The 21,844-nt window shown below is 69.9% G+C and carries 28 protein-coding genes and 4 pseudogenes; 9 read left to right on the forward strand and 23 right to left on the reverse strand.

Annotation, left to right across the window (positions count from 1 at the left end; genetic code table 11):
- The first annotated feature begins 272 nt into the window (after positions 1-272).
- On the forward strand, positions 273-2,087 hold the full coding sequence (locus CM1CMNOD_RS13465) for a protein kinase domain-containing protein (protein ID WP_013874155.1): 1,815 nt from the start codon (positions 273-275) through the stop codon (positions 2,085-2,087).
- Positions 2,088-2,245: 158 nt separating this feature from the next.
- On the opposite strand, the gene CM1CMNOD_RS13470 is transcribed toward CM1CMNOD_RS13465, so the two are convergent.
- From CM1CMNOD_RS13470 to CM1CMNOD_RS13540, 16 genes and pseudogenes are all read right to left on the reverse strand, one after another.
- The gene (locus CM1CMNOD_RS13470) at positions 2,246-3,124 is read right to left on the reverse strand and encodes an SDR family NAD(P)-dependent oxidoreductase (protein ID WP_237702767.1); all 879 of its coding nucleotides are present in this window, start codon (positions 3,122-3,124) and stop codon (positions 2,246-2,248) included.
- A 281-nt stretch (positions 3,125-3,405) separates the two neighbouring features.
- The gene (locus CM1CMNOD_RS13475) at positions 3,406-3,786 is read right to left on the reverse strand and encodes a type II toxin-antitoxin system death-on-curing family toxin (RefSeq protein ID WP_013874157.1); all 381 of its coding nucleotides are present in this window, start codon (positions 3,784-3,786) and stop codon (positions 3,406-3,408) included.
- Positions 3,783-3,989, reverse strand: coding sequence for a CopG family transcriptional regulator (locus CM1CMNOD_RS13480; RefSeq protein ID WP_013874158.1), 207 nt, complete (start codon positions 3,987-3,989; stop codon positions 3,783-3,785). Before CM1CMNOD_RS13480 ends, CM1CMNOD_RS13475 begins: the two co-directional genes overlap by 4 nt.
- Before the next feature lie 35 nt (positions 3,990-4,024).
- Positions 4,025-5,668, reverse strand: a complete 1,644-nt coding sequence (locus CM1CMNOD_RS13485) for an ABC-F family ATP-binding cassette domain-containing protein (RefSeq protein ID WP_013874159.1) — start codon at positions 5,666-5,668, stop codon at positions 4,025-4,027.
- A gap of 287 nt (positions 5,669-5,955) precedes the next feature.
- A complete protein-coding gene (locus CM1CMNOD_RS13490; protein ID WP_013874160.1) occupies positions 5,956-6,363 on the reverse strand; it encodes a type II toxin-antitoxin system VapC family toxin in 408 nt (135 codons plus the stop codon).
- On the reverse strand, positions 6,290-6,604 hold the full coding sequence (locus CM1CMNOD_RS24085; protein WP_202797628.1) for an AbrB/MazE/SpoVT family DNA-binding domain-containing protein: 315 nt from the start codon (positions 6,602-6,604) through the stop codon (positions 6,290-6,292). The genes CM1CMNOD_RS13490 and CM1CMNOD_RS24085 overlap by 74 nt, the downstream gene beginning before the upstream one ends.
- Before the next feature lie 99 nt (positions 6,605-6,703).
- Positions 6,704-7,075 carry a hypothetical protein gene (locus tag CM1CMNOD_RS13500; RefSeq protein WP_013874161.1) on the reverse strand — a complete coding sequence of 124 codons (372 nt, stop codon included), beginning with the start codon at positions 7,073-7,075 and terminating at the stop codon, positions 6,704-6,706.
- A 251-nt stretch (positions 7,076-7,326) separates the two neighbouring features.
- The gene (locus CM1CMNOD_RS13505; protein WP_013874162.1) at positions 7,327-7,713 is read right to left on the reverse strand and encodes a MerR family transcriptional regulator; all 387 of its coding nucleotides are present in this window, start codon (positions 7,711-7,713) and stop codon (positions 7,327-7,329) included.
- A 58-nt stretch (positions 7,714-7,771) separates the two neighbouring features.
- Positions 7,772-8,827: an NADP-dependent oxidoreductase gene (locus CM1CMNOD_RS13510; RefSeq protein WP_013874163.1), complete on the reverse strand. Its 1,056-nt coding sequence runs from the start codon at positions 8,825-8,827 to the stop codon at positions 7,772-7,774.
- A 183-nt stretch (positions 8,828-9,010) separates the two neighbouring features.
- A complete protein-coding gene (locus tag CM1CMNOD_RS13515) occupies positions 9,011-9,400 on the reverse strand; it encodes a type II toxin-antitoxin system VapC family toxin (protein ID WP_013874164.1) in 390 nt (129 codons plus the stop codon).
- Entirely contained in the window at positions 9,397-9,684 is a 288-nt protein-coding gene (locus CM1CMNOD_RS13520) for a type II toxin-antitoxin system Phd/YefM family antitoxin (protein WP_013874165.1), read from the reverse strand. The genes CM1CMNOD_RS13515 and CM1CMNOD_RS13520 overlap by 4 nt, the downstream gene beginning before the upstream one ends.
- A gap of 101 nt (positions 9,685-9,785) precedes the next feature.
- Positions 9,786-10,460, reverse strand: a complete 675-nt coding sequence (locus tag CM1CMNOD_RS13525; RefSeq protein ID WP_043606586.1) for an SUMF1/EgtB/PvdO family nonheme iron enzyme — start codon at positions 10,458-10,460, stop codon at positions 9,786-9,788.
- 94 nt (positions 10,461-10,554) lie between these two features.
- On the reverse strand, positions 10,555-12,036 hold the full coding sequence (locus CM1CMNOD_RS13530) for an ATP-binding protein (protein ID WP_043606589.1): 1,482 nt from the start codon (positions 12,034-12,036) through the stop codon (positions 10,555-10,557).
- 327 nt (positions 12,037-12,363) lie between these two features.
- Complete coding sequence (locus CM1CMNOD_RS13535) at positions 12,364-13,509, reverse strand: Fic family protein (protein ID WP_013874168.1); 1,146 nt, start codon at positions 13,507-13,509, stop codon at positions 12,364-12,366.
- A gap of 193 nt (positions 13,510-13,702) precedes the next feature.
- Entirely contained in the window at positions 13,703-13,876 is a 174-nt protein-coding gene (locus tag CM1CMNOD_RS21815; protein ID WP_013874169.1) for a hypothetical protein, read from the reverse strand.
- Positions 13,877-13,950: 74 nt separating this feature from the next.
- Positions 13,951-14,088: pseudogene (locus CM1CMNOD_RS13540) on the reverse strand (LysR family transcriptional regulator); the annotation flags it as partial.
- 204 nt (positions 14,089-14,292) lie between these two features.
- Between CM1CMNOD_RS13540 and CM1CMNOD_RS13545 the strand changes: the two are divergent.
- The 3 genes and pseudogenes from CM1CMNOD_RS13545 to CM1CMNOD_RS23180 form a co-directional block, all read left to right on the forward strand.
- Positions 14,293-14,739, forward strand: a pseudogene (locus tag CM1CMNOD_RS13545) (LLM class flavin-dependent oxidoreductase); the annotation flags it as partial.
- Positions 14,732-14,917, forward strand: a pseudogene (locus CM1CMNOD_RS24090) (LLM class F420-dependent oxidoreductase); the annotation flags it as partial. The pseudogenes CM1CMNOD_RS13545 and CM1CMNOD_RS24090, both read left to right, overlap by 8 nt.
- A gap of 72 nt (positions 14,918-14,989) precedes the next feature.
- Complete coding sequence (locus tag CM1CMNOD_RS23180) at positions 14,990-15,139, forward strand: hypothetical protein (RefSeq protein WP_237703190.1); 150 nt, start codon at positions 14,990-14,992, stop codon at positions 15,137-15,139.
- Positions 15,140-15,230: 91 nt separating this feature from the next.
- Here the strand turns inward: CM1CMNOD_RS23180 and CM1CMNOD_RS24095 are convergent.
- Positions 15,231-15,401, reverse strand: a pseudogene (locus CM1CMNOD_RS24095) (SRPBCC domain-containing protein); the annotation flags it as partial.
- 63 nt (positions 15,402-15,464) lie between these two features.
- Between CM1CMNOD_RS24095 and CM1CMNOD_RS13555 the strand changes: the two are divergent.
- The 3 genes from CM1CMNOD_RS13555 (at position 15,465) to CM1CMNOD_RS13565 (ending at position 17,383) form a co-directional block, all read left to right on the forward strand.
- A complete protein-coding gene (locus CM1CMNOD_RS13555) occupies positions 15,465-15,704 on the forward strand; it encodes a type II toxin-antitoxin system Phd/YefM family antitoxin (protein ID WP_013874171.1) in 240 nt (79 codons plus the stop codon).
- Entirely contained in the window at positions 15,701-16,126 is a 426-nt protein-coding gene (locus CM1CMNOD_RS13560) for a type II toxin-antitoxin system VapC family toxin (RefSeq protein WP_013874172.1), read from the forward strand. The genes CM1CMNOD_RS13555 and CM1CMNOD_RS13560 overlap by 4 nt, the downstream gene beginning before the upstream one ends.
- 369 nt (positions 16,127-16,495) lie before the next feature.
- Positions 16,496-17,383 (forward strand): SCO6745 family protein, encoded by an 888-nt coding sequence (locus CM1CMNOD_RS13565; protein ID WP_013874173.1) that lies wholly within the window; start codon positions 16,496-16,498, stop codon positions 17,381-17,383.
- A 440-nt stretch (positions 17,384-17,823) separates the two neighbouring features.
- Here CM1CMNOD_RS13565 and CM1CMNOD_RS13575 read toward each other — a convergent pair whose 3' ends face one another.
- Positions 17,824-18,789 (reverse strand): NmrA/HSCARG family protein, encoded by a 966-nt coding sequence (locus CM1CMNOD_RS13575; RefSeq protein ID WP_013874174.1) that lies wholly within the window; start codon positions 18,787-18,789, stop codon positions 17,824-17,826.
- Between the two features lie 94 nt (positions 18,790-18,883).
- Here CM1CMNOD_RS13575 and CM1CMNOD_RS13580 point away from each other — a divergent pair, with 94 nt between their 5' ends.
- The gene (locus CM1CMNOD_RS13580; protein ID WP_013874175.1) at positions 18,884-19,831 is read left to right on the forward strand and encodes a GlxA family transcriptional regulator; all 948 of its coding nucleotides are present in this window, start codon (positions 18,884-18,886) and stop codon (positions 19,829-19,831) included.
- Positions 19,832-19,964: 133 nt separating this feature from the next.
- Positions 19,965-20,183: a type II toxin-antitoxin system HicA family toxin gene (locus tag CM1CMNOD_RS13585; protein WP_013874176.1), complete on the forward strand. Its 219-nt coding sequence runs from the start codon at positions 19,965-19,967 to the stop codon at positions 20,181-20,183.
- Positions 20,184-20,279: 96 nt separating this feature from the next.
- Here CM1CMNOD_RS13585 and CM1CMNOD_RS13590 read toward each other — a convergent pair whose 3' ends face one another.
- The 5 genes from CM1CMNOD_RS13590 to CM1CMNOD_RS13605 all read right to left on the reverse strand — a co-directional run.
- Positions 20,280-20,540, reverse strand: coding sequence for a hypothetical protein (locus CM1CMNOD_RS13590; protein WP_013874177.1), 261 nt, complete (start codon positions 20,538-20,540; stop codon positions 20,280-20,282).
- Between the two features lie 88 nt (positions 20,541-20,628).
- Entirely contained in the window at positions 20,629-20,838 is a 210-nt protein-coding gene (locus tag CM1CMNOD_RS24470; RefSeq protein ID WP_431307090.1) for a HepT-like ribonuclease domain-containing protein, read from the reverse strand.
- Positions 20,780-20,917, reverse strand: coding sequence for a hypothetical protein (locus CM1CMNOD_RS23195; RefSeq protein ID WP_237702770.1), 138 nt, complete (start codon positions 20,915-20,917; stop codon positions 20,780-20,782). The genes CM1CMNOD_RS24470 and CM1CMNOD_RS23195 overlap by 59 nt, the downstream gene beginning before the upstream one ends.
- Positions 20,914-21,447: a nucleotidyltransferase domain-containing protein gene (locus CM1CMNOD_RS13600; RefSeq protein WP_237702771.1), complete on the reverse strand. Its 534-nt coding sequence runs from the start codon at positions 21,445-21,447 to the stop codon at positions 20,914-20,916. The genes CM1CMNOD_RS23195 and CM1CMNOD_RS13600 overlap by 4 nt, the downstream gene beginning before the upstream one ends.
- Before the next feature lie 162 nt (positions 21,448-21,609).
- Positions 21,610-21,844, reverse strand: a 235-nt coding sequence (locus CM1CMNOD_RS13605; RefSeq protein ID WP_165490473.1) for an HAD-IA family hydrolase, incomplete at its 5' end; no start/stop codon positions are given.

Below are 21,844 nucleotides of genomic sequence, written 5' to 3' on the forward strand. Positions count from 1 at the left end.
GGGGTGGAGGTTGAGGTGGAGGTGGTCGACATCCTGTTTCCCCTTTCCGCGCGGGGCTCCCAAAGGGCGAATAAATCTTTCCGTTGACACCCTTGAATCATTCATATACTTGATCAAATTCATGAGATCTAGGGAAAATTTTTTGTCCTACGTCGATAACGTCGAATGATCGATATAGGACGCACGACGCCGGCAGCGGGTCACGGGCATCAGGGAGAATCAGGTGCGCCAGCCGCCGATCCCGCGGGCGGACGGCGTCCGAAGGGAGAAGCGTGCTCCAGCCACTGTCCAGCGACGATCCGCGACAGATCGGGCCATATCGGCTACAGGGCCGGATCGGCGCCGGTGGCATGGGCACCGTCTACCTGGGGTTCGGCGCGGACGGCCAGCCGGCGGCGGTCAAGGTGCCCTCACCCGGCCTCGCCGACGACCCGGAGTTCCGCAGCCGCTTCCGCACCGAGGTGGCCGCCGCCCGGCGGGTACGCGGCGGCAGCGTGGCCGCCGTCCTCGACGCCGACCTCGACGGCCCGCGCCCGTGGATGGCCGCCGAATACGTCGAGGGCCGCAGCCTGACCGACGCGGTGGCCGGGCGCGGGCCCTTCACCGGGCACCTGCTCGACGGGCTGGCGGTCGGGCTCGCCGACGCCCTGGTCGCCATCCACGCCGCCGGTGTGATCCACCGCGACCTCAAGCCGTCCAACATCCTGGTCACCTGGGAGGGCCCGAAGGTCATCGACTTCGGGATCGCGCGGGCGGCCGACTCGACCAACCACACCCGCACCGGCACCCTGATCGGCACCATCGTCTGGATGGCCCCCGAGCAGCTGCGGGGCGAACGCGCCGGCCCCGGCGCCGACATCTTCGCCTGGGGCGCCTGCATGGCCTTCGCCGCCACCGGCCGCCAGCCGTTCGCCGGCGAACGACCCGAGGCGGTCGCCGTACAGATCATGACCGCCGAGCCCGACCTGACCGGTGTCCCCGCCCACCTCGCCCCGGTGCTGGCCACGGCGCTCGACAAGGACCCGGCGCGGCGCCCGACCGCCGCGCACCTCGTCGCCCGGCTCGTCGGACACGACGTCGCCGACGCGGGCGAATCCGTCCGGGCGACCGAGACCGCCCTGGCCCGCTGGTGGTCACTGACGTCCCCGCCCACCTCGGCGTCCGCCGGGCCGCCGGTCGCCTCCGGGGCGCCGGCAGACCCCTACCAGCAGCCGTTCTACCAGCAGTCCTATCCTCAGCAGCCCTATCAACAGACGGCATCACCGGAGTTCGGGTACACACCGGCCCACCAGCAGCGGTGGGACCAGACACCGGCCAGCCATCACCACGCACCGCCCGGCGCACCCCACAACGGCCCGGGCTACGGTCCCGGCCCGGGCACCGGCTCGGCGTACGGGCCGGTACCGCCCGGCCCCGCGCGGTCCCGCCGGCGCAGCCGGCTCGCCACCGTGGTGGTGGCGCTGCTGGCCCTGGCCGCCCTCGGTGGAGTGGCCACCGCGCTGACCCTGCGCGAGCGGGACCCCAAGCTCAGCGCGCAGAACAGCGTGGTGTCACCGTCGTATCCGCAGGTCACCAGCTCGGCCCGGACGTCGACCGCCCGCCGCAGCCCCACCGCGGGCACAGGCAGCACACGCAGCGCCACCCCCACCCCTCGGGTCTCGCGCACCAGCACGCCGACGGCGGGCTCGACAGCCGGGCAGCTCACCCTTGCCGAGGCCTCGAACATGCTCAACGAGCGCGGTTTCACCGTGACCGACCGCACTGGCTTCGTGCGGGGGCGGAGCCTCAACGTCCTGATCGGCAAGAAGGCGGACTCCCCGACCGTCCCCCAGCAGTTCGGCTTCTTCTTCGTCGGCACCGATATGATCGGTACGGACTTCACCGACCCGAGCGCCGGTATCCGCGTCGCCACGGCCCGGGACACCACCGTCGTGCTGCGTTACAACCTGTACAAACCCGCGGACAAGATATGTTGCCCGTCCGCTGGAACGGCCGACGTGACGTTCCGCTGGGACGGGACGAAGCTGAACGTGGACCCCACGACGATCCCCCCAAGCGACCCCGCCGCCAACGGCAGCCGCCGCTGACCCGGAGCAGGTACGGAACGAGTACGCAAGCGGTTGCCCCAGCGACCGTTTACATACTCGTTCCCGTGATTCGACGGCGTGTGGTCACGGATCTCCGATCGGTTTTGGGACGGATCCGCGTTGCCCGGCCGGGCTTCCCAGAGCCTCGGAGGGCGGCGTCAGGGCCGGCGGTGGACGTCGCGGGCGGACGCCTGGTCACGGGGGAAGAGGTCTATCCGGGCGACGGCCACGTGCGGCGGGCGGGTGACCGCCCAGGTGACGGCCTCGGCGACGTCGGCGGCGGTGAGGGGGACGGTGCCGGTGTAGACCGCGGCGGCCCGCTCGGCGTCCCCGTCGAAGCGGACGAGGGAGAACTCGGTGTCCACCATGCCCGGGGCGACCTCGATGATCCGCACCGGCTGGCCGAGCAGTTCCAGCCGCAGCGTCTGGACGACCGCCGCCGCGGCGTGCTTGGCCGCGGTGTACCCGCCCCCGCCCGGGTAGACCTGATGGCCGGCGACGCTGGTGATCACGACGATGCGGCCGTCACCGGAAGCGACCAGCGCGGGGAGGAAGGCCCGCACGGTGCGGGCGACCCCGGCGACGTTGGCCTCCCACATCCACCGCCATCGCTCCTCCTCGGCCTCGGCTGCGGCTGCGGTCGCCGCCACCACCGGAGCCAGCCCGAGCGCGCCGCCGGCGTTGCACACCACGACCTCGCAGGAGGTGACACCGGCCGCGAACGCCTGGACGGACGCGGCGTCGGTGACGTCCAGGGGACGGCTGCGGGCCGCCGGCCCGATGTCGGCGGCGACCGCCGCCAGCCGGTCGGCGCGGCGCGCACCGAGCAGAACGTCGAAACCCGCGTCTACCAGCGCCCGCGCACTGGCGGCACCGATCCCGCTGCTGGCCCCGGTGACCACCGCCAGCCCCCGGCGGGCATCGGCGGTGCCGACCGCGGGACGCGCGGCAGCGGAGGGTTCGGTGGCGGAGGATTCGGTGGCGGGAGACGCGGCAGAACCTGAAGGAAAACCGGAGGAGCCGGCGGGAGCAGACACAGGAGCCGTATCGGAAGCGTCAGCGGGCACGACCGCCATTGTCGCCTGCCAGGGCCGGAAGGTGACCCCCGCCTGGCGTCCCGAGCCGGGCCGGCTGTCGGAAACCGCGGAATCCGAACCTGCCAGGATCCGGGCCTGTCGTATGTACGGTTTTGATAACTACAGTTCTACAAGCACCCGGTAGTTCTACAAGCACCGATCTACAAGCACTCGGTCAGAAGAAGGTTGTGGCGGTCCCTGGCGTCGTCAGCCTCCCGGCATGGTCCGGCTGACCATCGTGCTCAACCGCCACCCAACGGCACGACGCGTAACCGGTGGGCGATCTCCTCGACGTCCGCGACGCCCTGGGCGACGTCCATGACGAGGTCGAACGCCTCGTCGTCGGAAAGGCCGGTCGCATGCCTGTTGAGGTCGAGAAACACCACCGCCGCCAGCCAGGCCAGCCGCTTGTTGCCGTCGACCAGAGGGTGACCACGGGCGATCGAGTGCAGGAGCGCGGCGGCCTTCGACGCGAGGGTCGGGTAGGCGTCCTGACCGAACGCGCTCGATCGTGCCCGGGCTGCCGCCGCGTCGAGCAGGCCGACCTCCCGCACCGGGGCGGCGCCCAGGGCACGTACCAGGGTGAGCAGATCCTCCAGGTCCAGGTACTCGACAGGACTCACACGCTGCCCAGGCGGGCAAGCACGTCCCCCCACCGCTCGAGCATCCGATCAGCGCCGTCCCGCACCCGGGCGGCATGGCCGGCCCGCTCGTAACGCTCCAGGACGGCACGCCGGATGATCTCCTGCCGGGAGATGCCCTCGCTGGCCGCCAGGACCGTCAGGGCGTGCTCCAGTTCCTCGTCGGTACGTACCGTCAGGGCCATGCCAGCAACGATACCAGTCCGATACCAAGAACAGCTCAGTGGTCGGGTTCGGTGAGCTTTCCGGCCTCTACGTGCAGGTGACGGGTGATGTCGACGGTCTCGAGCATCCGCCGGTCGTGGGTGACGAGCACGAGGGTGCCCGGGTAGCCGCGCAGCGCCGCCTCGAGCTGCTCGATCGCGGGCAGGTCGAGATGGTTGGTCGGCTCGTCGAGGATCAGCAGGTTCACCCCGCGTGCCTGCAGGAGCGCGAGCGCGGCCCGGGTCCGCTCCCCCGGCGACAGTGTGGCCGCGCCCCGGCCGACATGGTCGGCGCCCAGAGCGAACTTGGCCAGCAGCGTACGGGCGTCGGCGGTGGACATCTCGGGCAGGAAACGGCCGAGGACGTCGAGTGGGGAGTCCGCCCCGGCGAACAGGCCACGGGCCTGGTCGACCTCCCCGACGATCACACCCGAGCCCAGCGTCGCGGCACCGGCCGTCAGCGGGACCCGGCCGAGCATCGCGGCCAGCAGCGTCGTCTTGCCCGCCCCGTTCGGGCCGGTGAGCACGATCCGGTCGGTCCAGTCGACGTGAAGGTTCACCGGCCCGAGGGTGAAGGGGCCGCGCTGGACGACCGCATCACGCAGCGTCGCGACGACCGCGCCCGAACGTGGCGCCGCGCCGATGGTCATCCGCAGCTCCCACTCCTTGCGGGGCTCGGCGACCACCTCCAGACGTTCGATCATCCGCTCGGTCTGGCGGGCCTTCGCGGCCTGTTTCTCCGACGTCTCGCCGCGCAGGTTCCGTCGGATCTTGTCGTTGTCGCTGGCCTTGCGGCGCGCGTTGCGGACGCCCTTGTCCATCCAGGCCCGCTGCATGCGGGCGCGGGCGGCCAGCGCGTCGCGCCTGGCCGCGTACTGTTCGTAGTCCTCACGGGCGTGGCCGCGGGCCCGGGCCCGTTCCGCCAGGTAGGAGTCGTAGCCACCCCGGTAGAAGGCGATCTGGTGCTGGTGCGCGTCGATCTCCAGGATGGACGTGACGGTCCGGCTGAGGAACTCGCGGTCGTGGCTGACGACGACCGTCCCGGCCGGCAGCCCGGCCACGAACGACTCCAGCCGCTCCAGCCCGTCGAGGTCGAGGTCGTTGGTCGACTCGTCGAGCAGGAAGACGTCGAACCGGCTGAGCAGCAGGGCGGCGAGCCCGGCCCGGGCGGCCTGGCCGCCGGAGAGCCCGGTCATCGGCGCTGTCAGGTCGATCGCGAGCCCCAGGTCGGCGGCGGACGCGTCGGCCCGCTCGGCGAAGTCGGCGCCGCCGAGCGCCAGCCAGCGTTCCAGCGCGTCGGCGTAGGCGTCGGCCGCGCCCGGCTCGTCGTCGGTCAGCGCCCGGGTCGCCGCGTCCATCCGGCTGGTCGCCGCGGCGACGCCGGTCCGCCGGGCGAGGAAGTCCAGCACGATCTCGCCCGGGCGCCGTTGCGGCTCCTGCGCGAGGTAGCCGACGGACGCGTTCGACGGCGCCAGCCGGACGCTGCCGGCCGCCGGCGCGTCGGTGCCGGCGAGGATCCGCAGCAGACTGGACTTGCCGGCCCCGTTCGGCCCGACCAGCCCGACCCGCTCCGCCGGCCCGATGACCAGGTCAAGATCGTCGAACAGGTTCCGGCCACCGCGAGCAGCCGCGACACCCTTGGCGACAAGCGTCGCGCTCATCTCACCGACCACCTCCCAGACATCAGTCAACCAGCGCCGGGACGAACTCCTCGATCAGAGGACGGCGAATGGAGACCCCAGACAGATCGCGGGACCGACGACGGGCTGATTGACGACGAGCCGCGACGCCTTCGTTCCGGCGGGCCCACAGAGCCTGCCCGATAGCGCCGGCCTGCCCGATAGCGTTGAGGACAGAGCACGCCGCGGACCGGCCCGACGCTCCAACGCAGCCGGGGCGGTTCAGCCGTCGCCACACAGGAACTGATGGTCTGATCCGGCTCGGCCCGTCAGGGAGCAAGCTGCTCCACCGTGACTCCGACGGCTTCATAAGTCGCGGCGGCTCGCTGGTCGAGGCTCATCAGCGTTGCCCGGTGTTCGGCCGCGGTAAAAGCGATCAAGGCATCGTAGGCTGGGCCGCCCAGGATCTGGCTGGCCGTCACCGTGGCCAGGAGTTCCTGATAGCCGGTCTCCGACAGGGTGAGGAACGGCTCGGTGAACCGTTCGGTGATAAAGGCGTGCACGATCGACGGCTGTGCGCGGTGCGGGGGAGGCAGGCAGGTCAGCACGGAGTAGGACTCGACCGCGGCATGGGCGACCAGCCGCGGTCGGCATGCCATGGCCTTACGGGCGATGGCATGGTGTTCGTGCCAACTGGCGAAGCAGGCCACGACCACGCTGGTGTCGACAGCCTTCACCGTCGGGTTCGCTCCAGTGTGGCGCGTACCAGGTCGGCTGTGAGCACGGGCAGTCCGCCTCGGCCACAGCGACCACGCCGTCATCCTCGTCCATCAGCTTCATCGGTGTCGGTGCCGGCACGATCTCAAGCCGCCCGTCCCGTTCCGCGATCTCCAGCGGCTGGCCCGCCGTGAGCCCGAGCGCATCGCGCAGTGCCTTGGGGATGACGACCCGCCCAGCAGCGTCGATGGCAGTCCGCATACCAGAAATCTACCATTCACTGTCCCGCGTGGCAGCCACGGCCACGCCGCCTCATCGCGCTCTCACGGCCGCCTCCATCGCAGGCTGGTCGCGCGATCCTCAGTCACGCCAGTCGAGCTGGTGCTCCGGTACTCCCATCGAACGGCCGTAGGCGACCGCCTCAGCGCGCCCGGCCTGATCTCCCCGCCGGTACCGGAAAATCCGGCCGGCGTAGATGACGAAACGGTTATCGGCGTCGGTGAAGTCGGCGTACCAGCCGCCCTCTGTCCGCAGCGAGGCTGCCAACGCGTCCGCGACGACGGCAGTATCGCCGTCCGGGCTGACAAAATCAATGATCGTCCAGGTCGTCGGCTGGTCCCCCGCCGCCGAGGCGGAGACATCGGCCCGGGTGATCCGACGGATGCCCAGCCGAGGCGGCTCGAAGGGCACGTCCGTCCGCAGACTCTCGCCGATCAGAGTCCCAATGATCACGACTTTCCCTCTCGGTTCTCGCCGTGCCGTCGTGGCGTCTGTCGCTGTGGCGCCGTTGCGCGACGTCGTGCGGGGTCGCGGTGCGTGGTGTCGTCAGATCCCGACGTCGTGCCGACGCCCATGCGACCCCCGCGGTCGATCCGCGCGGGCGCCCAGCTCAGCGCAACCGGACAGTACTACAGGAACCGATCTTTGACATCTTGTGTCAGAGATCATGGACGGCTCCGTAACCTGGGGAATGCCAACGCTGGTCACCGCTCCGCTGTTCGAGATGGTTCGCCTGTCAGTTCGGGGAGGCGGCTCGCCAGGCGGTTGCGGAGCTGGGTCAGGGCGGCGATGCGTTCGTCAAGTGAGGCGAGACGGCGCCCGGCGACCGCCAGCGCGTCCTCACACATGGGCGCCGGACGGAAACGGTCCGGCAGCGGGCAATCGAGAAAGCCCAGGAAGGAACATGTGTCCCGCACGGTGAACCCGCTCGCGAGCAACTTGCGGATGTTGTCGACCCGGGTGACGTCCGCGCTGTCGTAGAGCCGGTAGCCGCTGGGGGCACGCCGTGGACTGAGCAGTCCCTGCTCCTCGTAGTACCGGAGCGTGCGTGTGGTCGTACCGGCCGCGCGGGCCAGTTCACCGATCCGCATGGCCCTCACCTCCCCGACGCCTCCCGACGCCTCTCCGGATAACCGTAGCCGGGCGGGTCTACCGCGACAGCCGGACGACGACCTTGCCGGTGTACGCGCCACCCAGCATGTCGACGAAGGCCCGGGGAGCGTTCTCCAGGCCGTCGACGACGGTCTCGTCGAGGTGGCGACGTCCCTGCCGGAGCCATTCGGCAACCTCGTCCCGGGCCTCGTCCGTCCGGCCCAGATGGTCACTCGTGAGAAATCCCCGCAGCCTGAGCCGCTTGGCGATCGCGAGGACCAGGTTCGACGGCCCGGCCGCGCCGGCACCGCCGTTCTGCGACGCGAGCGCTCCGCACAGCGCGATCCGGCCGTGCGGGTTCATCACCTCGATCGCCGCCTCGAGCTGCGGGCCGCCGGTGTTGTCGAAGTACACGTCGACGCCGCCGGGAGCGGCCTGCCGGAGCCGGTCGGCGAGCTGGCCGTCGTGGTAGTCGAACGCGGCGTCGAAACCGAGCTTCTCGACCAGGTGGGCGACCTTGGCCGGTGAGCCTGCGCTGCCGACGACCCGGCCGGCACCCTTCAGCCGGGCGATCTGGCCGGCAAGGCCGCCCACCGCGCCGGCGGCTCCCGAGACGAAGACGGTGTCCCCGGCGGTCAGCCCGGCAGCGTCGACCAGCCCGGCCCATGCCGTCAGGTACGGCGCGAGATGCGCGGACAGCGTCGAAAAGACCTGACCGTCGACCCGGCGGAACCGCGCCGCGTCGGCGACCGCGTACTCTCGCCACCCCATGCCATGGTGAACCAGATCGCCGACGGCGAGATCAGGACTGGCGCTGAGAACGACCTCCCCGACGGCGTCCCCGTCCATCACCGCGCCCACCGCGTACAGCGGAATCGGCACACCGACGTCACTCATCCGTAGCCGCGCTCCCGCGTCCAGGGACAGGAACAGATTGCGCACAAGCACCTGCCCTGACGACGGCCGCGGAACCGTTGTCTTCACGAGGGCGAAGTCAGCGGAAGTGGGCGTCCTAACGGGACGGGCGGCAAGGTGCACCTGCCAACCGACGCTGTCCCCGGCGAGAGCCGGCGGCTGGTCCGACGCAACGGAGGACGACTGGAATCCGGTCATGCCGCCGGACGCTAAACCCTGACGCGGACGTGAAGGTCAACCCTTTCCGTCAACTTCCGTCATGTGGTCGCACCCGGGGTGACTCCGGCCACGCCACTCATCCAGCACGCGCCCGGGCCACAGCGCTGGCGACGTTGGGTAAGCCGACACGCCCCGGATCGCCGTGGCAGCACTGGCGCGGGCTCAGACAGGTACCGCGACGTTCAGGCGTTCCTGAACGGCAGCGGCAGAAAGACGTTTGTCGTAGCTGACGAAGACCAGCGAAGGCGTATCGAGCCGCAGCGCCGTCGCGAGATGAAGAGCGTCCAGCGAACGTAGCAAAGGATCTGTCAGGGCCGCGGCGGCGACGATGACTGGCTGGTCGACGGGCACAAGCATGACGCGAGACAGGACGTCAGGCACCCGGGGAAGCGCGGCGGGATCGCTGCGGCGCAGTGCGCGGGTCACTTCCAGCACGGCGAGCGCGGATGACACCGAGACGCCCGGCCGGGTGGCCAGCCAGGATCGCAGCGCGCGTGTTTCCAGCTCTGGATGGACCAGCTTCACAAGCGCGCTGGAATCCAGATAGATCACGGAGATTCCTCGCGCAGTTCAGCGATCACGTCCGTGGAGTCGCGCCCGTCCCAGGCACCGGTGGGAGCCGGCTCGGGGAGATCAGCCAGGCTCGCCGTAGGGACGGTGACGCGCCCCTCCGCAACGAGTTGATCAAGGTAGTCACTACCGGTCTGGGTCAGTTCCGGTACCAGCCTTGCCCACGGCCGCCCGTTGCGAGTGATGATGATCGACTCTCCCGCGTGGGCACGATCGACCCAGGTACCCACGGCATGACTGAGATCCCGCATACTGACGGTAGTCATGCTACAAGTCTAACAGGTGTTAGACACCCGGCCTGATCACGGCAGTGCCGCCTGGATCGCGGCGGTGACCGGGCAAGAGTCCCGACAGCGCGACGCGTGCGTCAGCGGGGAACGGACCGTGCGATGCGGAATCCTGTGTCGTCGACCTGGAAGTTCGGATGGCTGCGGCGGCGCACGGACGCCCGGCAGCTCCAGTGCTGGTCGAACCACCCTCCGCCACGCAGCACCCGGTACGTGCCGTAGACCTCGATGTCGTAGGTGTCCCAGCACCAGTCCCAGACATTGCCCAGCATGTCGTACAGGCCCCACGGGTTGGGCTGTTTGCCACCCACCTCGTGGATTCGCTCGTCCGAGTTGGCGCGGTACCAGGCGATGTCGTCGAGCGGGCCGTACCGTGGGCCTGTCGTGCCGGCACGACAGGCGTGTTCCCACTCGGCCTCGGTCGGCAGCCGGTACCCGTCCGCCGAAGGATCCCATTCCACATCCTCGTTGCCAGCACGGATGTCGTACGCGGGGGCCAGCCCCTCGTGTTGTGACATCGCATTGCAGAACCGGACGGCGTCCCACCAGGAAACGCCCTCGACGGGCAGCCGGTCCCCCTGGGCGGCGCCGGGCCGCTCGCCGGTGACCTGTGCGTACTGCCCCTGGGTGACCGGGAACGCGGCGAGACGGTATGGCGCGAGCTCGACGGACCACCTCCGCCGCGTTCGCCGGTCCGACAGCGTCACCCGCCCGGCCGGGACAGCGATCATCGTGTCTTCCACGCCCGCCTCCATGACCATGATCATAATGAGTCCGTCGCGACGACGGACCGCGCCGGTGACAGACAGATGGAGGGGCGAAGGTGAACGCGGCGCGGGAAGGCGCCCGTCAGATCGGCTCGTAAAGGTCTGCCGGGCCGACGAGCAGGATGTCCGGTGACTGGCCAGCGGCCGCGACCAGTTGTTCACTGAAACCCGCCATGCTGAAACAGGCGAGTCGCGTGGTGGCCGCACCCGGGCGGTCCTGGGCACTGAGCAGTTCCCGGATTCTCCTGAGCCGCTCCAGGTGGGCGAGGCCCATGGTGTCGCCCCATTTGGCCTCACCGATCATCAGGAGGCGTTCTTGGTCGCCGTCATAGCTGAAGGCGACGACGTCGAGTTGATGGCTGGTGCGGGCGGACGGGTCGTTGACGACGCCCGTGGCAACCCGGCTGACGAGACCTCCGCCGAATCGTTCCGGCGCGGCGTGGTGCGCGGTCCAGGATCGGCACACCTGCTCGAAGTGCGGCCCGAGGACGTTGCCGACGAAACGGCGCTGGCCGATCTTCCAGAGTTGGGCGAGCCGGCGGGTACCACGTGCGTGCTCAAGATCGGACCACATGGGACGCATCACGGCGTGGTAGAAGGTCACCAGCGGCTCGGCGATGCGGAACTGCGTACGGTTGTCGCGGAACGCATCCGGCTCCCGAGTGATCAGTCCACAGTCAGCCAGGACGGTGAGCGAATGGGCGAGGTCCCCCGACTTCCGTCCGAGGTAGGACGCGATCCCGCCACGTGACGCGTTGCCCTCGGCGATCGCGGCGAGAACCGAGTGGTAGAGCGCGGTATCACGCAGGTCCGGCTCGTCGGCGAGCAGGTAGCGGCCCTCGCGGAAGAGTGCGCTCGTCGGCGAGAGCACGGTACGAGTTACCCAGGCGTCGAAGTCGTCGGGGCCGGCTGGAGTGTCGTCGCGGGCGAACTCGCGGCGGTAGGCCGGGGTGCCGCCGACGATCGCGTGGAGCTTCAGCGCGGTCACGGGGTCGTCGACGCCCCAGAACCGGGCCGCGAGCTGGTGGTCGAGCGTCGCAACGACGAGTTCGAGACCGGCCCGGCCACGCAGCGGTGCGCCGCCCGCGAGCAGGCCGCCCATGAACGACATCGCGGACCCACAGAGCAACAGGCGCGTGCGGCTCTCGTCGCGCTGCGAGCGCCGCGGCGCCAGCACATTCTGGATGATCGACGGCAGCCGCGGGTTCGCCCGAACAAGGTACGGGAACTCGTCGATCACCACCGGCACGGTGCGCTCGCGGCCCAGTTCGAGCAGGGCGTCGAACACGGGGTACCAGTCATCGAACATCAGAGGCGCAGGCGCGCTCACCCGATCAGCCAACGCACTACCGATCCGGCGCAACGACTCGCCGTCCGTGGCCTCGTCCGCCCCGAAGAAGAACCCACCGGTGGCCTCGCACAGCGCGCGGAGCAGGAACGTCTTGCCCTGCCGACGCCGGCCGGACACAACCCCCAGCGTCGCGCCGCCCGCGTCGTCCGTCGCGAACCGCGTCAGCGCGTCCCACTCGAACTCCCGGTCGAACATGTCCACCGGTCGCTCCAGCGTAACCAACCAGCCACTCTCCTTCGGTTCTCGTGAGCACAGTTATCATAACCATACTTATGAGAGTCGGCGCCGTCTGGCCAGCCGCGCCGTGGGCGTCTACCGCCAGCCCATCCAGGCTGAGCACCGCGGCAACGGACGCTCCCGTGCGCTCGCTCTCGAGATGTTCACTCTTCGTACGACGCCCACACGAACCTGTACTGGACCTACCAGACAGCGCCGGGCCGGCTCGCCGAGGAGGTGGAAGCGTTCAACTCCACATCATCCCCGCTCGACCCGATCTGGAGCCAGGTCGAAGCCCTGCTGACCGGCTCCGGCGGGGGATCATCAGTCGACGCCGTAGGGGTCGCGAAGCGGCTGGGCGATGATCGCGGCGTGGACGGAGCGTTCGGCTTGTGCGGCGGGGCCGGCTGCGAGGTAGCGCTGGGTGCGGCCGTGGCCAGCCTCTTCGATCAGGCCGGCGGCCTTGAGGCCCTGCAGGTCGCGGATGGCCTGGTCGCGGGTCAGCCCTTCGTCGCGTATGTAGGTGGCGCGGCGCGCGCCCTCCGGCCGGGTCGTCGCGTAGAGGGCGGCGACGGCGCGCTCGCCGAGCCCGGCGGCCGCTACCTGGTCGGCCAGCACTTTCCAGATTTCGGCAGCGATGTCGAGGCGGCGCTGGACCAGTTGGGCCTGCAGGTGGTGGGCACGCAGGCAGAAGCGCAGCCAACCGTGCGCGTCGCGCTCCGGCTGGAAGCTCCCGCCCTGCGCATCTCCAAGCGCCGCGTAGTACATCGCGGTGTTGTGGGGGGACGATCCGAGCCACTCCTCGATGCTGGAGAACTCCGGCGCAAGGATCAGCTGCCGGGCGAGCACCAGTGTGTGCAGACAGCGAGCCATCCGCCCGTTGCCGTCACGCCATGGGTGGATGCTGACCAGGTTCAGATGTGCCATCGCGGCCCGGACGAAGACCGGGGCATCCCGGTCCCCGCTCTGGAGCCGCTGGCACAGCTCGTCCATGAGCTCCGGCACGCGCTCGGCATCCGGCCCGGTGTAGACCGGCGGGTTGTCCGGCGCGCCGGACACCCAGATCGGCCCTGCTCTGTACCGGCCGGGCGAGCTGCCAAGGCCACCACGAAGCATCATGAAGTGCAGTGCTGACAGCAGCATCGGGTGGAACGCGAAGACCTCGAACCGGGCGGTCTGGAGCACGTAGGTCAACGCGTCCGCGTAGCCGGTGACCGCGGCACGGGTCTGCGCGTCGCGTGCCGTCGGCATCTCCTCGCCAGCTGCCACCGCCTCGGCGTCCGCCATGTCGACGGTGTAGCCCTCGATCGTGTTCGAACCCCGGATCGCACCCGCGATCAGGCTGCGCCGCAGCTGCCCCAGCCAACGGCGCGGCTCGGCGACCTGGTGGCGCAGCTCGCCGCGGAACCGCTCGAGCTCGGCCAGCACCCGCTCGTCGGCCTGGTCGATCGCCGGAACTCGAAACAACATACGACGATGCTACACGCCTCGTAGCATCGGGAACGCAACTGCCAGGGGCGACAGCCGGCAGGTGGCTACCGCGCTGGTCGCCGCGTGGCCATGACCTACCGCGAGACCGGTTGGCGGACAGGGGCAGGAGAACGGATGTGGCGAACAAGAAGTGAGCCGACCCCCGTCCGCCCTACCTGCCAGCCCAGGATGGTCAGTGACTCGTCAGGTCAATCGTGAGGATCTTGACGACGGCGTGCGCATCACCGTCTGCGCCTTCGGTGGTCGCCGAACAGTACTGGTAGTCGATCCGGCCCGCTCCGCTGATCTCGTAGTGGATCGTGCGCGAGTAGCCGTCCCACTTCGGGCCATGGTGCTTACCCGGCAAAATCGTGCTCGATCCAACGGATGGCGGCTGCCCCGGAGCCCGTGAGACGTGGTCCCAGAACTGTCGGGCGCCAGCAACGACTGCTCCAGCTGGCGGATCTGCTTGCTCAACGCCGGCTGCGAGATGAACAGCCGCTGGGTCGCCGCCCGGGTGAAGCTCTGTTCCTCGGCGACCGCCACGAAGTAACGGAGGTCCCGCACATGCACATCCATAACCATTGGCTATAACAATCGGTCCTGGACCGCCGCGGCGCAGCCGGGCACGGTGGTCTGGCGGGGCACTGACCGCCCGGCGCCCGGTCCCGGGGAAGGCACCATGCAGGCACTCGTCCACGACCCGGACCAGCCGGCCGGTTCGCGCCTGGCTGAACGGCCGGCGAGGTCACGTCCCGACAGAGATTTTCGAGGAGCGTGAGCGTGGAACTCGGTGTCAGCGGTCTGAACGCGAAGGCGACGGTCGGCCCGGAGGCGACCGGCCGCCTGGCACGGCTGGCCGAGGAGCTGGGGTACCGCTCCTGGTGGGCTGGTGAGCACGTCGTCCTGCCCAGCCCTCGAGTGCCGGCATCGCCGATGGAGGCGACGGACCCGATCCTCGACCCCCTGGTACACCTGACCTACGTGGCCGCGGTCACCCGGCGGCTCGAGCTGGGTACCGGGATCGTCATCCTTCCCCAGCGCAATCCGCTGGTCCTGGCCAAGCAGGTGGCGAGCCTGGACGTGCTGAGCGGAGGGCGGGTGCTGCTCGGCGTCGGCGCCGGCTACCTGGAGCCGGAGATGACCGCCGTCGGGGTGCCGATGGCCGGACGCGGTCGCCGAACGGACGAGTACCTGGACGCGATGACCTCGCTCTGGCTCGATCCCCTGCCCGCCTACAGGCGGGCAGTACGTCTCGTTCGGGGACGTCGACGCGCACCCGCGCCCCGTCCGCCCGGGCGGCCCGCGAGTCGTGATCGGCGGCCACAGCCCAGCCGCTTACCGACGCGCGATCGCTCGCGGGCACGGATGGTTCGGTAACGGCACGGCCGCCGAGCTCGCCACCCACCTGTCCGGACTCGCCGCGGCGGCGACCGAGATCGAGCGACCGGCCCGGCTCGGCCGCCTGGAAATCATCTACATGCAGCTCGATCCGATCGAGGTCACCGCCGACGCGGCTCGCCGGTACGCCGACCTCGGGGTAGACCGTCTCCTCGTGTATCCGCTGCCGATCGAGTCGGAGCGTGACGTCGCCGCCTTCCTGGAACGGCACGCCTCCCTCCCCTGCTGACCTACATGGGTTCGCGCGGCTACTTGCCGAACAGGCCCGCCCACCTCCTCGTACGCGCGCGGCCGTTCGGCAGGTGAGACCCGGTCGTCTGTCAGCCGCCGGCGTGGTGGGACTCGACGAGCTGGGCGAGGCCGGCCAGTGCCATCCGCGTACCCGTCTCGTTGTCGGCGGCGGGGACACCGTCCGGAATCCCCTCGTGGACGATCAGGACATCGGTCCCGCCGTCGGCATCGGCGAGCGTCGTCGTCATGACCATCTGACCGGCGGACACCTCGCCTTGCGGCGCGTAATGTAGGTATGTACCTACATCGTGGGGGTGGTCGGCGTGAGCGTGATCTCGTCCCGAGAGTTCAATCGTGACGTGAGCGCGGTCAAGCGCGCAGCGGCACGCGGCCCGGTGATCATCACGGATCACGGACGCCCCTCGCATGTTCTTCTGACGTTCGATGACTACCAGCGGCTCACAGGCACGGGGACGAACCTGGGGCAGGCGTTCGTCCTGGACGAGGAGACCGACTTTGAGCCCGTACGCCCGCGGGACTCGCTGCGCGAGGTCGATCTGTGAGGCTCCTGCTCGACACGAACGTCATGTCCGAGCTACGCAAGCCCGCCGCCCGCAGGGATGACCGGTTCAACGCGTGGGCAGGGGCGCTGTCCCCGTCGGACACGTACCTGTCGGTGATCACGTTGCTTGAACTGCGGGCCGGCATCGAGTCCAAGCGACGGCACGACCCGAAACAGGCGGCGGTGCTGGACACATGGCTGGACCACAGCGTGCTGCCCGCATACGTCGGCCGAGTACTCGACGTGGATCAGGACGTCGCCAACGCTGCCGCGCGGCTTCACGTGCCCGATCGGCGCCCAGCGCACGACGCCCTGATTGCCGCCACCGCCCAGGTGCGCAGCCTCGTGCTCGTCACCCGTAACGAATCGGACTTCGATCCCATGGGGATTCCACTCGTGAATCCCTGGCGGGAGCAGCCGTAAGGACCAGTGAGCGGCGTCGTGTGGTCGCAGCCCGGCCGCGATCGCGACTTACGGCGCGCTCCCGAACATCCGGCCGCGGCCCGCGCTACGACCGCCGTCAGGCCCGTCAGCTTCACCGAGGAACGTGAACGGATCGCGCAGGCGCTTCCACCCGAGCCTGGGGTCGAGAGCACCGGAGGACAGGGCCGGGATCTCCAGGGTCTTCGGCGGGGCGCCGCGAACGGCGGACGCCGTTCACCGCCGTCGGCCCCGACTTCGGCCGGTTCCAGACCTTGACGCTCCGCGTCCGGTGACGGACGAGCGTCCGCTGACCGTGGCCGGTCACCCGCGGCGCTTGACTCTGGTCGGTCGGCGAAGTTGGGTGAGGGCATGGCCGAGGTGAACACGGCTCAGGGCACCTCCCGCGCGCAGAAGATGTGGCGACTGTTCGAGCCGGTGCACGCCGTCACCTATTTCGCGCCGGCCAGCCTGGCGGCGTGGGAGGATGCCGGGCTGCGGGGCTACTGGCGCGGGTACTTCGCCGGCCGGGCGGCGCCGCTGGGGCCGGTCGGGGCCGGGCCGGTCGTGGGGGCCTTCTTCGGATTCGCGCCCGTCATGGTGGCCAGAGTGCTGCCGGATGTCTGGACCCGGATCTCCCCGGAGAGGGCCTTGGCCGTCCGGCTCGACGGCGCCCGCGCCGCGCTCGGTCCGCTGGTCGCCGGGGTCGGCGCGGACGGGTTCACGGAGCTGGCCACGCTGCTGCGGTCGGCGGCCGAGCATGTGCCGGTCGCCGGCCGGGTGCTCGGCGCCGCGAACGCCGCGCTGCCCTGGCCCGACGACCCCGTCGGCACCATCTGGCAGGCCGCCACCGTCCTGCGGGAGCACCGCGGCGACGGGCACGTCGCCGCCTTGGTCACCGCCGGTCTCGACGGCCCGGAGAGCCTCGTCTGGCGGGTCAGCAGGGGCGGCAGCGACCGCGCCTTCTACCAGCGGATCCGCGGCTGGACCGACGACGAGTGGGACGCGGCGGCCGACCGGCTGCGGGCTCGCGGCTGGCTCGACACCGCCGGGGCGCCGACCGAGGTGGCGCTGGCTGCCGCCCATGACCTGGAGGCGACGACGGACCACCTCGCGAGCTCGGCCTGGGACGCGCTCGGCCCGGCCACCGTCGACCGCGCCGCCACGCTGCTGGCCCCGCTCGCCCGGGCCGCCGCCACGCTGCTGATGTGGCCCGACCCCGTCGGCGTCCCCGACCCACGGGCCTCGGGCACCGGCTGACCCGGCCCACCGCCGTGCCAGCCGGTTCACCCCGGCATCAGGGCTGGCGGCCGTGCCGGCGCCGAGCTCCCAGCAGGCCTCGCGGGCGGCGGCGTCAGCCTCGCCGAGGACGGTGAGCGGGTCGCGCAGACGCTTCCATTTCAGACCCGTCGTGATCGTCTCGACGCGGACCGCGCCGGTCGTGTCGCTGCTCCCATGGACGTAGAGCACGTATGGCCGACCGATGGTCGCCTCGAGGCAAGGGTAGTAGATCTGGTCGCAGAACATCCCGAAACTCACGTACGTCAAGGAACTACGCTACGTGTCGATCAGCGGGCCGTGGCGGTTGCACCCAGCTCTCAGTACGACTCCCGGTCGAGTAGCCTGGCCGCCGCCATAGCGCCCAGTTCCAGCATGCTGCCCGCGCCGCCGCGTCCAGCCCACCGCGGCCGACAGGCGGGTCACCCGTTGCCCTTGAAAAGCTCGGCGAGTTTCCTCCCGCCCTGGCCAGACAGCCAGGTCTCGAAATTCATCAACTTCGGATGCAGGAGACGAGCGGCGGAGATGTCGGCGCCGTAACCGCCGTTACCGTTCAGGAAGCTCGCGACGTCCGCGACGTCATCACTCTGCCCGCGGACAGCTTCGATCGGAACCTGCACATAGTTGATAGTACGTCCGGTAACGCGACTCAACGCCTCCGCTGTCTGCGCCGGCCGAAGGGTGTCGCCCGCTATCGCCACGGACCGTCCCAGATATGCTGCCGGGTCGGCGAAGGCGAGCGCGACGAAAATTCCAATATCGTCGACAGCCACAAGCTGTTCGGGAACATCCGGTGCGAACGGCGTGGCCAGATTTCCGGTCTGCACCCCGAATGCGGGGTCGGCGTAGTTCTCCATGAACGAGACCGGGCGCAGGACCGTCGCCGGAATACCGATGCGGTTGATATGCTCCTCGACCGCCCGCTTACTCGCGAAGGCACGGCCCCCGCCACCGCGCTCCACCCCGGCTATTGAAGCGTAGACCAGGTGCCGCACCCGGGCTGCCGCAGCCGCGTCGGCCAGGTTCCTGCCCCGCCTGACCTCGTCGTCGAAGGGCACCGGCGGCATGCCCAGAGCACCCTGCTGGACACTGAACACTCCGTGAGCACCTTCGGTGGCCGCGACCAACGACTCACGGTCGTCCAGGTCACCGATGACGACCTGCGCACCCATCGCGGCGAGCCGGCGCGCGGCTCCCCTCGTCGGGTCACGGGTCAGCGCCCGTACCCGCCAACCGTCGGCGAGCAGCCGCGCGGCGGCGGCTCCGCCTTGCTTGCCGGTGGCGCCCGCAACCAGGATCACCATGCTCGCCCGATCGGCTGGGATGCCCTCGGTCGGAGTCCCGTCCAGCGTCCGGTACCGGTTCGTCGTCTCGTCGTCGTCACGCACAGGGCAAGCCTCCCGCGTTGGAGCCGGGCCATCCGCTGGCCCGCATGCCACCTTCCGCAGGATTCGTGCCAACATCGCTGGCACGATCGATCGCATGGCCTTCCACCGCGTCGTCGCTTACGCCCCGCCGGGAACCACCGCACTTGCCCTCGGGATCGTCAGCTCGATCTTCGGACCCCGGCCCGGCCTGCCTGGCTTCGACTTGGCCATCTGCGCACGGCGAGCCGGCCCCGTCCAGACCGACCTCGGCCTGCCGCTGACGGTGGAGCACGACCTCGGACTGCTGGCAACAGCCGATCTGATCATCGTCCTGCCAGCCGTCGACTATCACGTCGAGCCCTCGCACCCCGTTCTACCGGTGCTGCGCGCCGCCCACGACCGGGGCACGACCATCGCCGCCCACTGCGTCGGCACCTTCACGCTGGCGGCGGCCGGTCTGCTGGGCGGCCGCACGGTCACGACCCACTGGCTGTTCGCCGACGAGCTCACCACCCGCCATCCCGAGGTGACCGTTCGGCCGGAAGCCCTCTACATCGACGAGGGATCGATCATCACCGGAGCGGGAGCAGCGGCCGGCATGGACATGTGCCTCCACCTGATCCGCCGCGAGTACGGCGCTGGACTGGCGAACACGATCGCACGGGGCCTGGTGATCCCGCCGCACCGCGACGGGGGTCAGGCCCAGTACGTGAGTGCACCGGTGCCCTCGGACAGCGAGGACCAACGGCTGGCCACCGTCATCGCCTGGGCACGGGAACATCTGGATCACCACGTCACCATCGACATGCTGGCCGCGCGGGCGCTGATGAGCCGCCGTTCCTTCGCCCGCCACTTCAGGTCCGCCACTGGGACATCCCCGCACGCGTGGATGCGGGCCCAGCGCCTGTCACTCGCCGAGGAACTGCTGGAGACAACCAACCTGTCCATCGAACAGATCGCGACGCGGGTCGGCTACCGTAATGCAGCCGTCCTCCGTGAACAGTTCGTCGGTCGCCGCGGGGTGTCGCCCAGCGACTACCGCCGGACTTTCAGCCATTCCTGACCACCCGGCGGGACGGACCCTTCCCCATCGGCGGGAAGGGCCACCGCGCCGAAGCAATCACACCTCCCACGGCGAGGAGGGCGACCGCGAGGGTGTCTCACCCGAGACTGACGGGGAGGGCTGTGGCGGCCTGATGCCTTCGGTTCCATCCGTTCGAGGCATCCGCGTCGTCCGAGCGCTTGAGCTCCACGGCTTCAAGGTGGCTCGGGTCAACGGCAGCCACCACATCACGCGTCACCCCGACGGGCGTGGAACGACGGTCCCGGTGCACGGCGCCCGCGACCTGGCCAAGGGCACCTTGCGGGGCATCCTGAACGAGATCGGACTGACAACCGACGAGCTCGGCCTATAACGGTCGCGCACGACGGGGGCGTGCCCTGAGCGATCGTCTGTCAGGCCGCGAGCGGGACATCCGCGCGCCCCTTGTCGATCAGATGCTGAGGCCAGGTCAGTCGGGCATCAGGCTGGCAGCGACAGTCGCCCCAAGCTCCCAGCAGGCGTCACGGGCGGTCGCGTCCACCTCGCCGAGGACGGTGAGCGGGTCGCGCAGACGCTTCCATTTCAGACCCGTCGTGATCGTCTCGACGCGGACCGCGCCGGTCGTGTCGCTGCTCCCATGGACGTAGAGCACGTATGGCCGACCGATGGTCGCCTCGAGGCAAGGGTAGTAGATCTGGTCGCAGAGCACACAGAAAGTCGCATGCGTCATACAGTCACGCCACGTGTCGTACGAGGCTCGCCGTCACGGGCCGCGTGGCCATCGTCCAGGTCGCGCGCGATTACGCGCGGGCCTCCGGCTACGCCCCCGCGGCAGACACGTACGCCGCTATCTGCCGGACGAATTCGTCAAGGTCGTCGAGGGCATTCAGGCGAGCAACGACGATCTCATCGTTGACCGCGATGTAGTCGCGGACGAGGACATTTCGGAAGCGACGGCCTTGCCGAGCGTCAGCGCGAGCGTTGCGGCCAGCGCTCCATGGTCGTCGAGGAGACGATGATCGCGTCACCGTTGTCCGCCGGCGGTCCCCAGCCCTGCGTCGCGCAGATGTGCTGCGCGACGTCGACACAGGCCTCGATCGCCGTCACGAAGGTGACTTCACCCCGCGCAGCCAGATCGGGTCCGCACGGCGCTCGTCGCCGGCGCCCGACTCGTGGCGGAGCACAGACAGATCGTCGGTGATCGCGCGGAGGAGGCGTAGCACCCGGACTTCGTCGACCACCGGCCACGCGTTCCGGTCCAGAACAGCCGCGGCGAACTCGCGGTGCGCCCGAGTGCTCCGCGGAAGTTCGTCGAAGTAGATCTTTCTGGTCATCGCCTCCCAGCGCACCCGCGCGCCCCGGTCGTCCTCGAAGAGCAGCCGCCCGCCGGCCGCGATCCTGCCCGCGAGCTCAAGCGGCACGCTGTCAAGGACGAGGAGGTCGACGCCGGGCGGCAGGAGTATGTCGAAGGAGCCTGGAGGCCGCGGACCGCCGAAGAAGGCGGCGATATCGATGTCCGAGTCCGCCCGCTGACCCCCGACGGCGCGGCTACCGTGCAGATAGGCGAACTGGGCGCCCGCCTGACGCAGCACGGCGACAGCGTCGCCCGTCGCGCTGGTAACGAGCGTCTTGTCCATGCCCCGATCATCCCAGACACAACAGCCACGCGGCACCCGGCCTCCGCCCGCGTCGCCGGCCCGCGCAGAGGTCTCGGGTCAGCGGGCGCGACACGCCCGTCGCGTGCCAGGCGACGAACTGCACCCACGCACTACCTGGAGCAAACGGCCTGGGCCGGACAGTCAGCTCGCCAGGCATGCCTCGACATCCGCGATCGCCTGCGCGGTGGCGCCGAAGAGGACGGCCTGCCAACCGGCCGCGCGGGCGCCCTCGACGGCCGCGGGTGTGTCATCGAGAAAAACAACGTCTCCTGGATTGACTCCCAGCCGCTCGCAGGTCAACGCATACACTCGCGGATCCGGCTTGGCCAACCCGACCTCGTGGGAGTACACGATCACGTCGGTAACGTCCGCGAAG

It is taken from the genome of Protofrankia symbiont of Coriaria myrtifolia, assembly GCF_900634755.1.
GTDB lineage: Bacteria > Actinomycetota > Actinomycetes > Frankiales > Frankiaceae > Protofrankia > Protofrankia coriariae.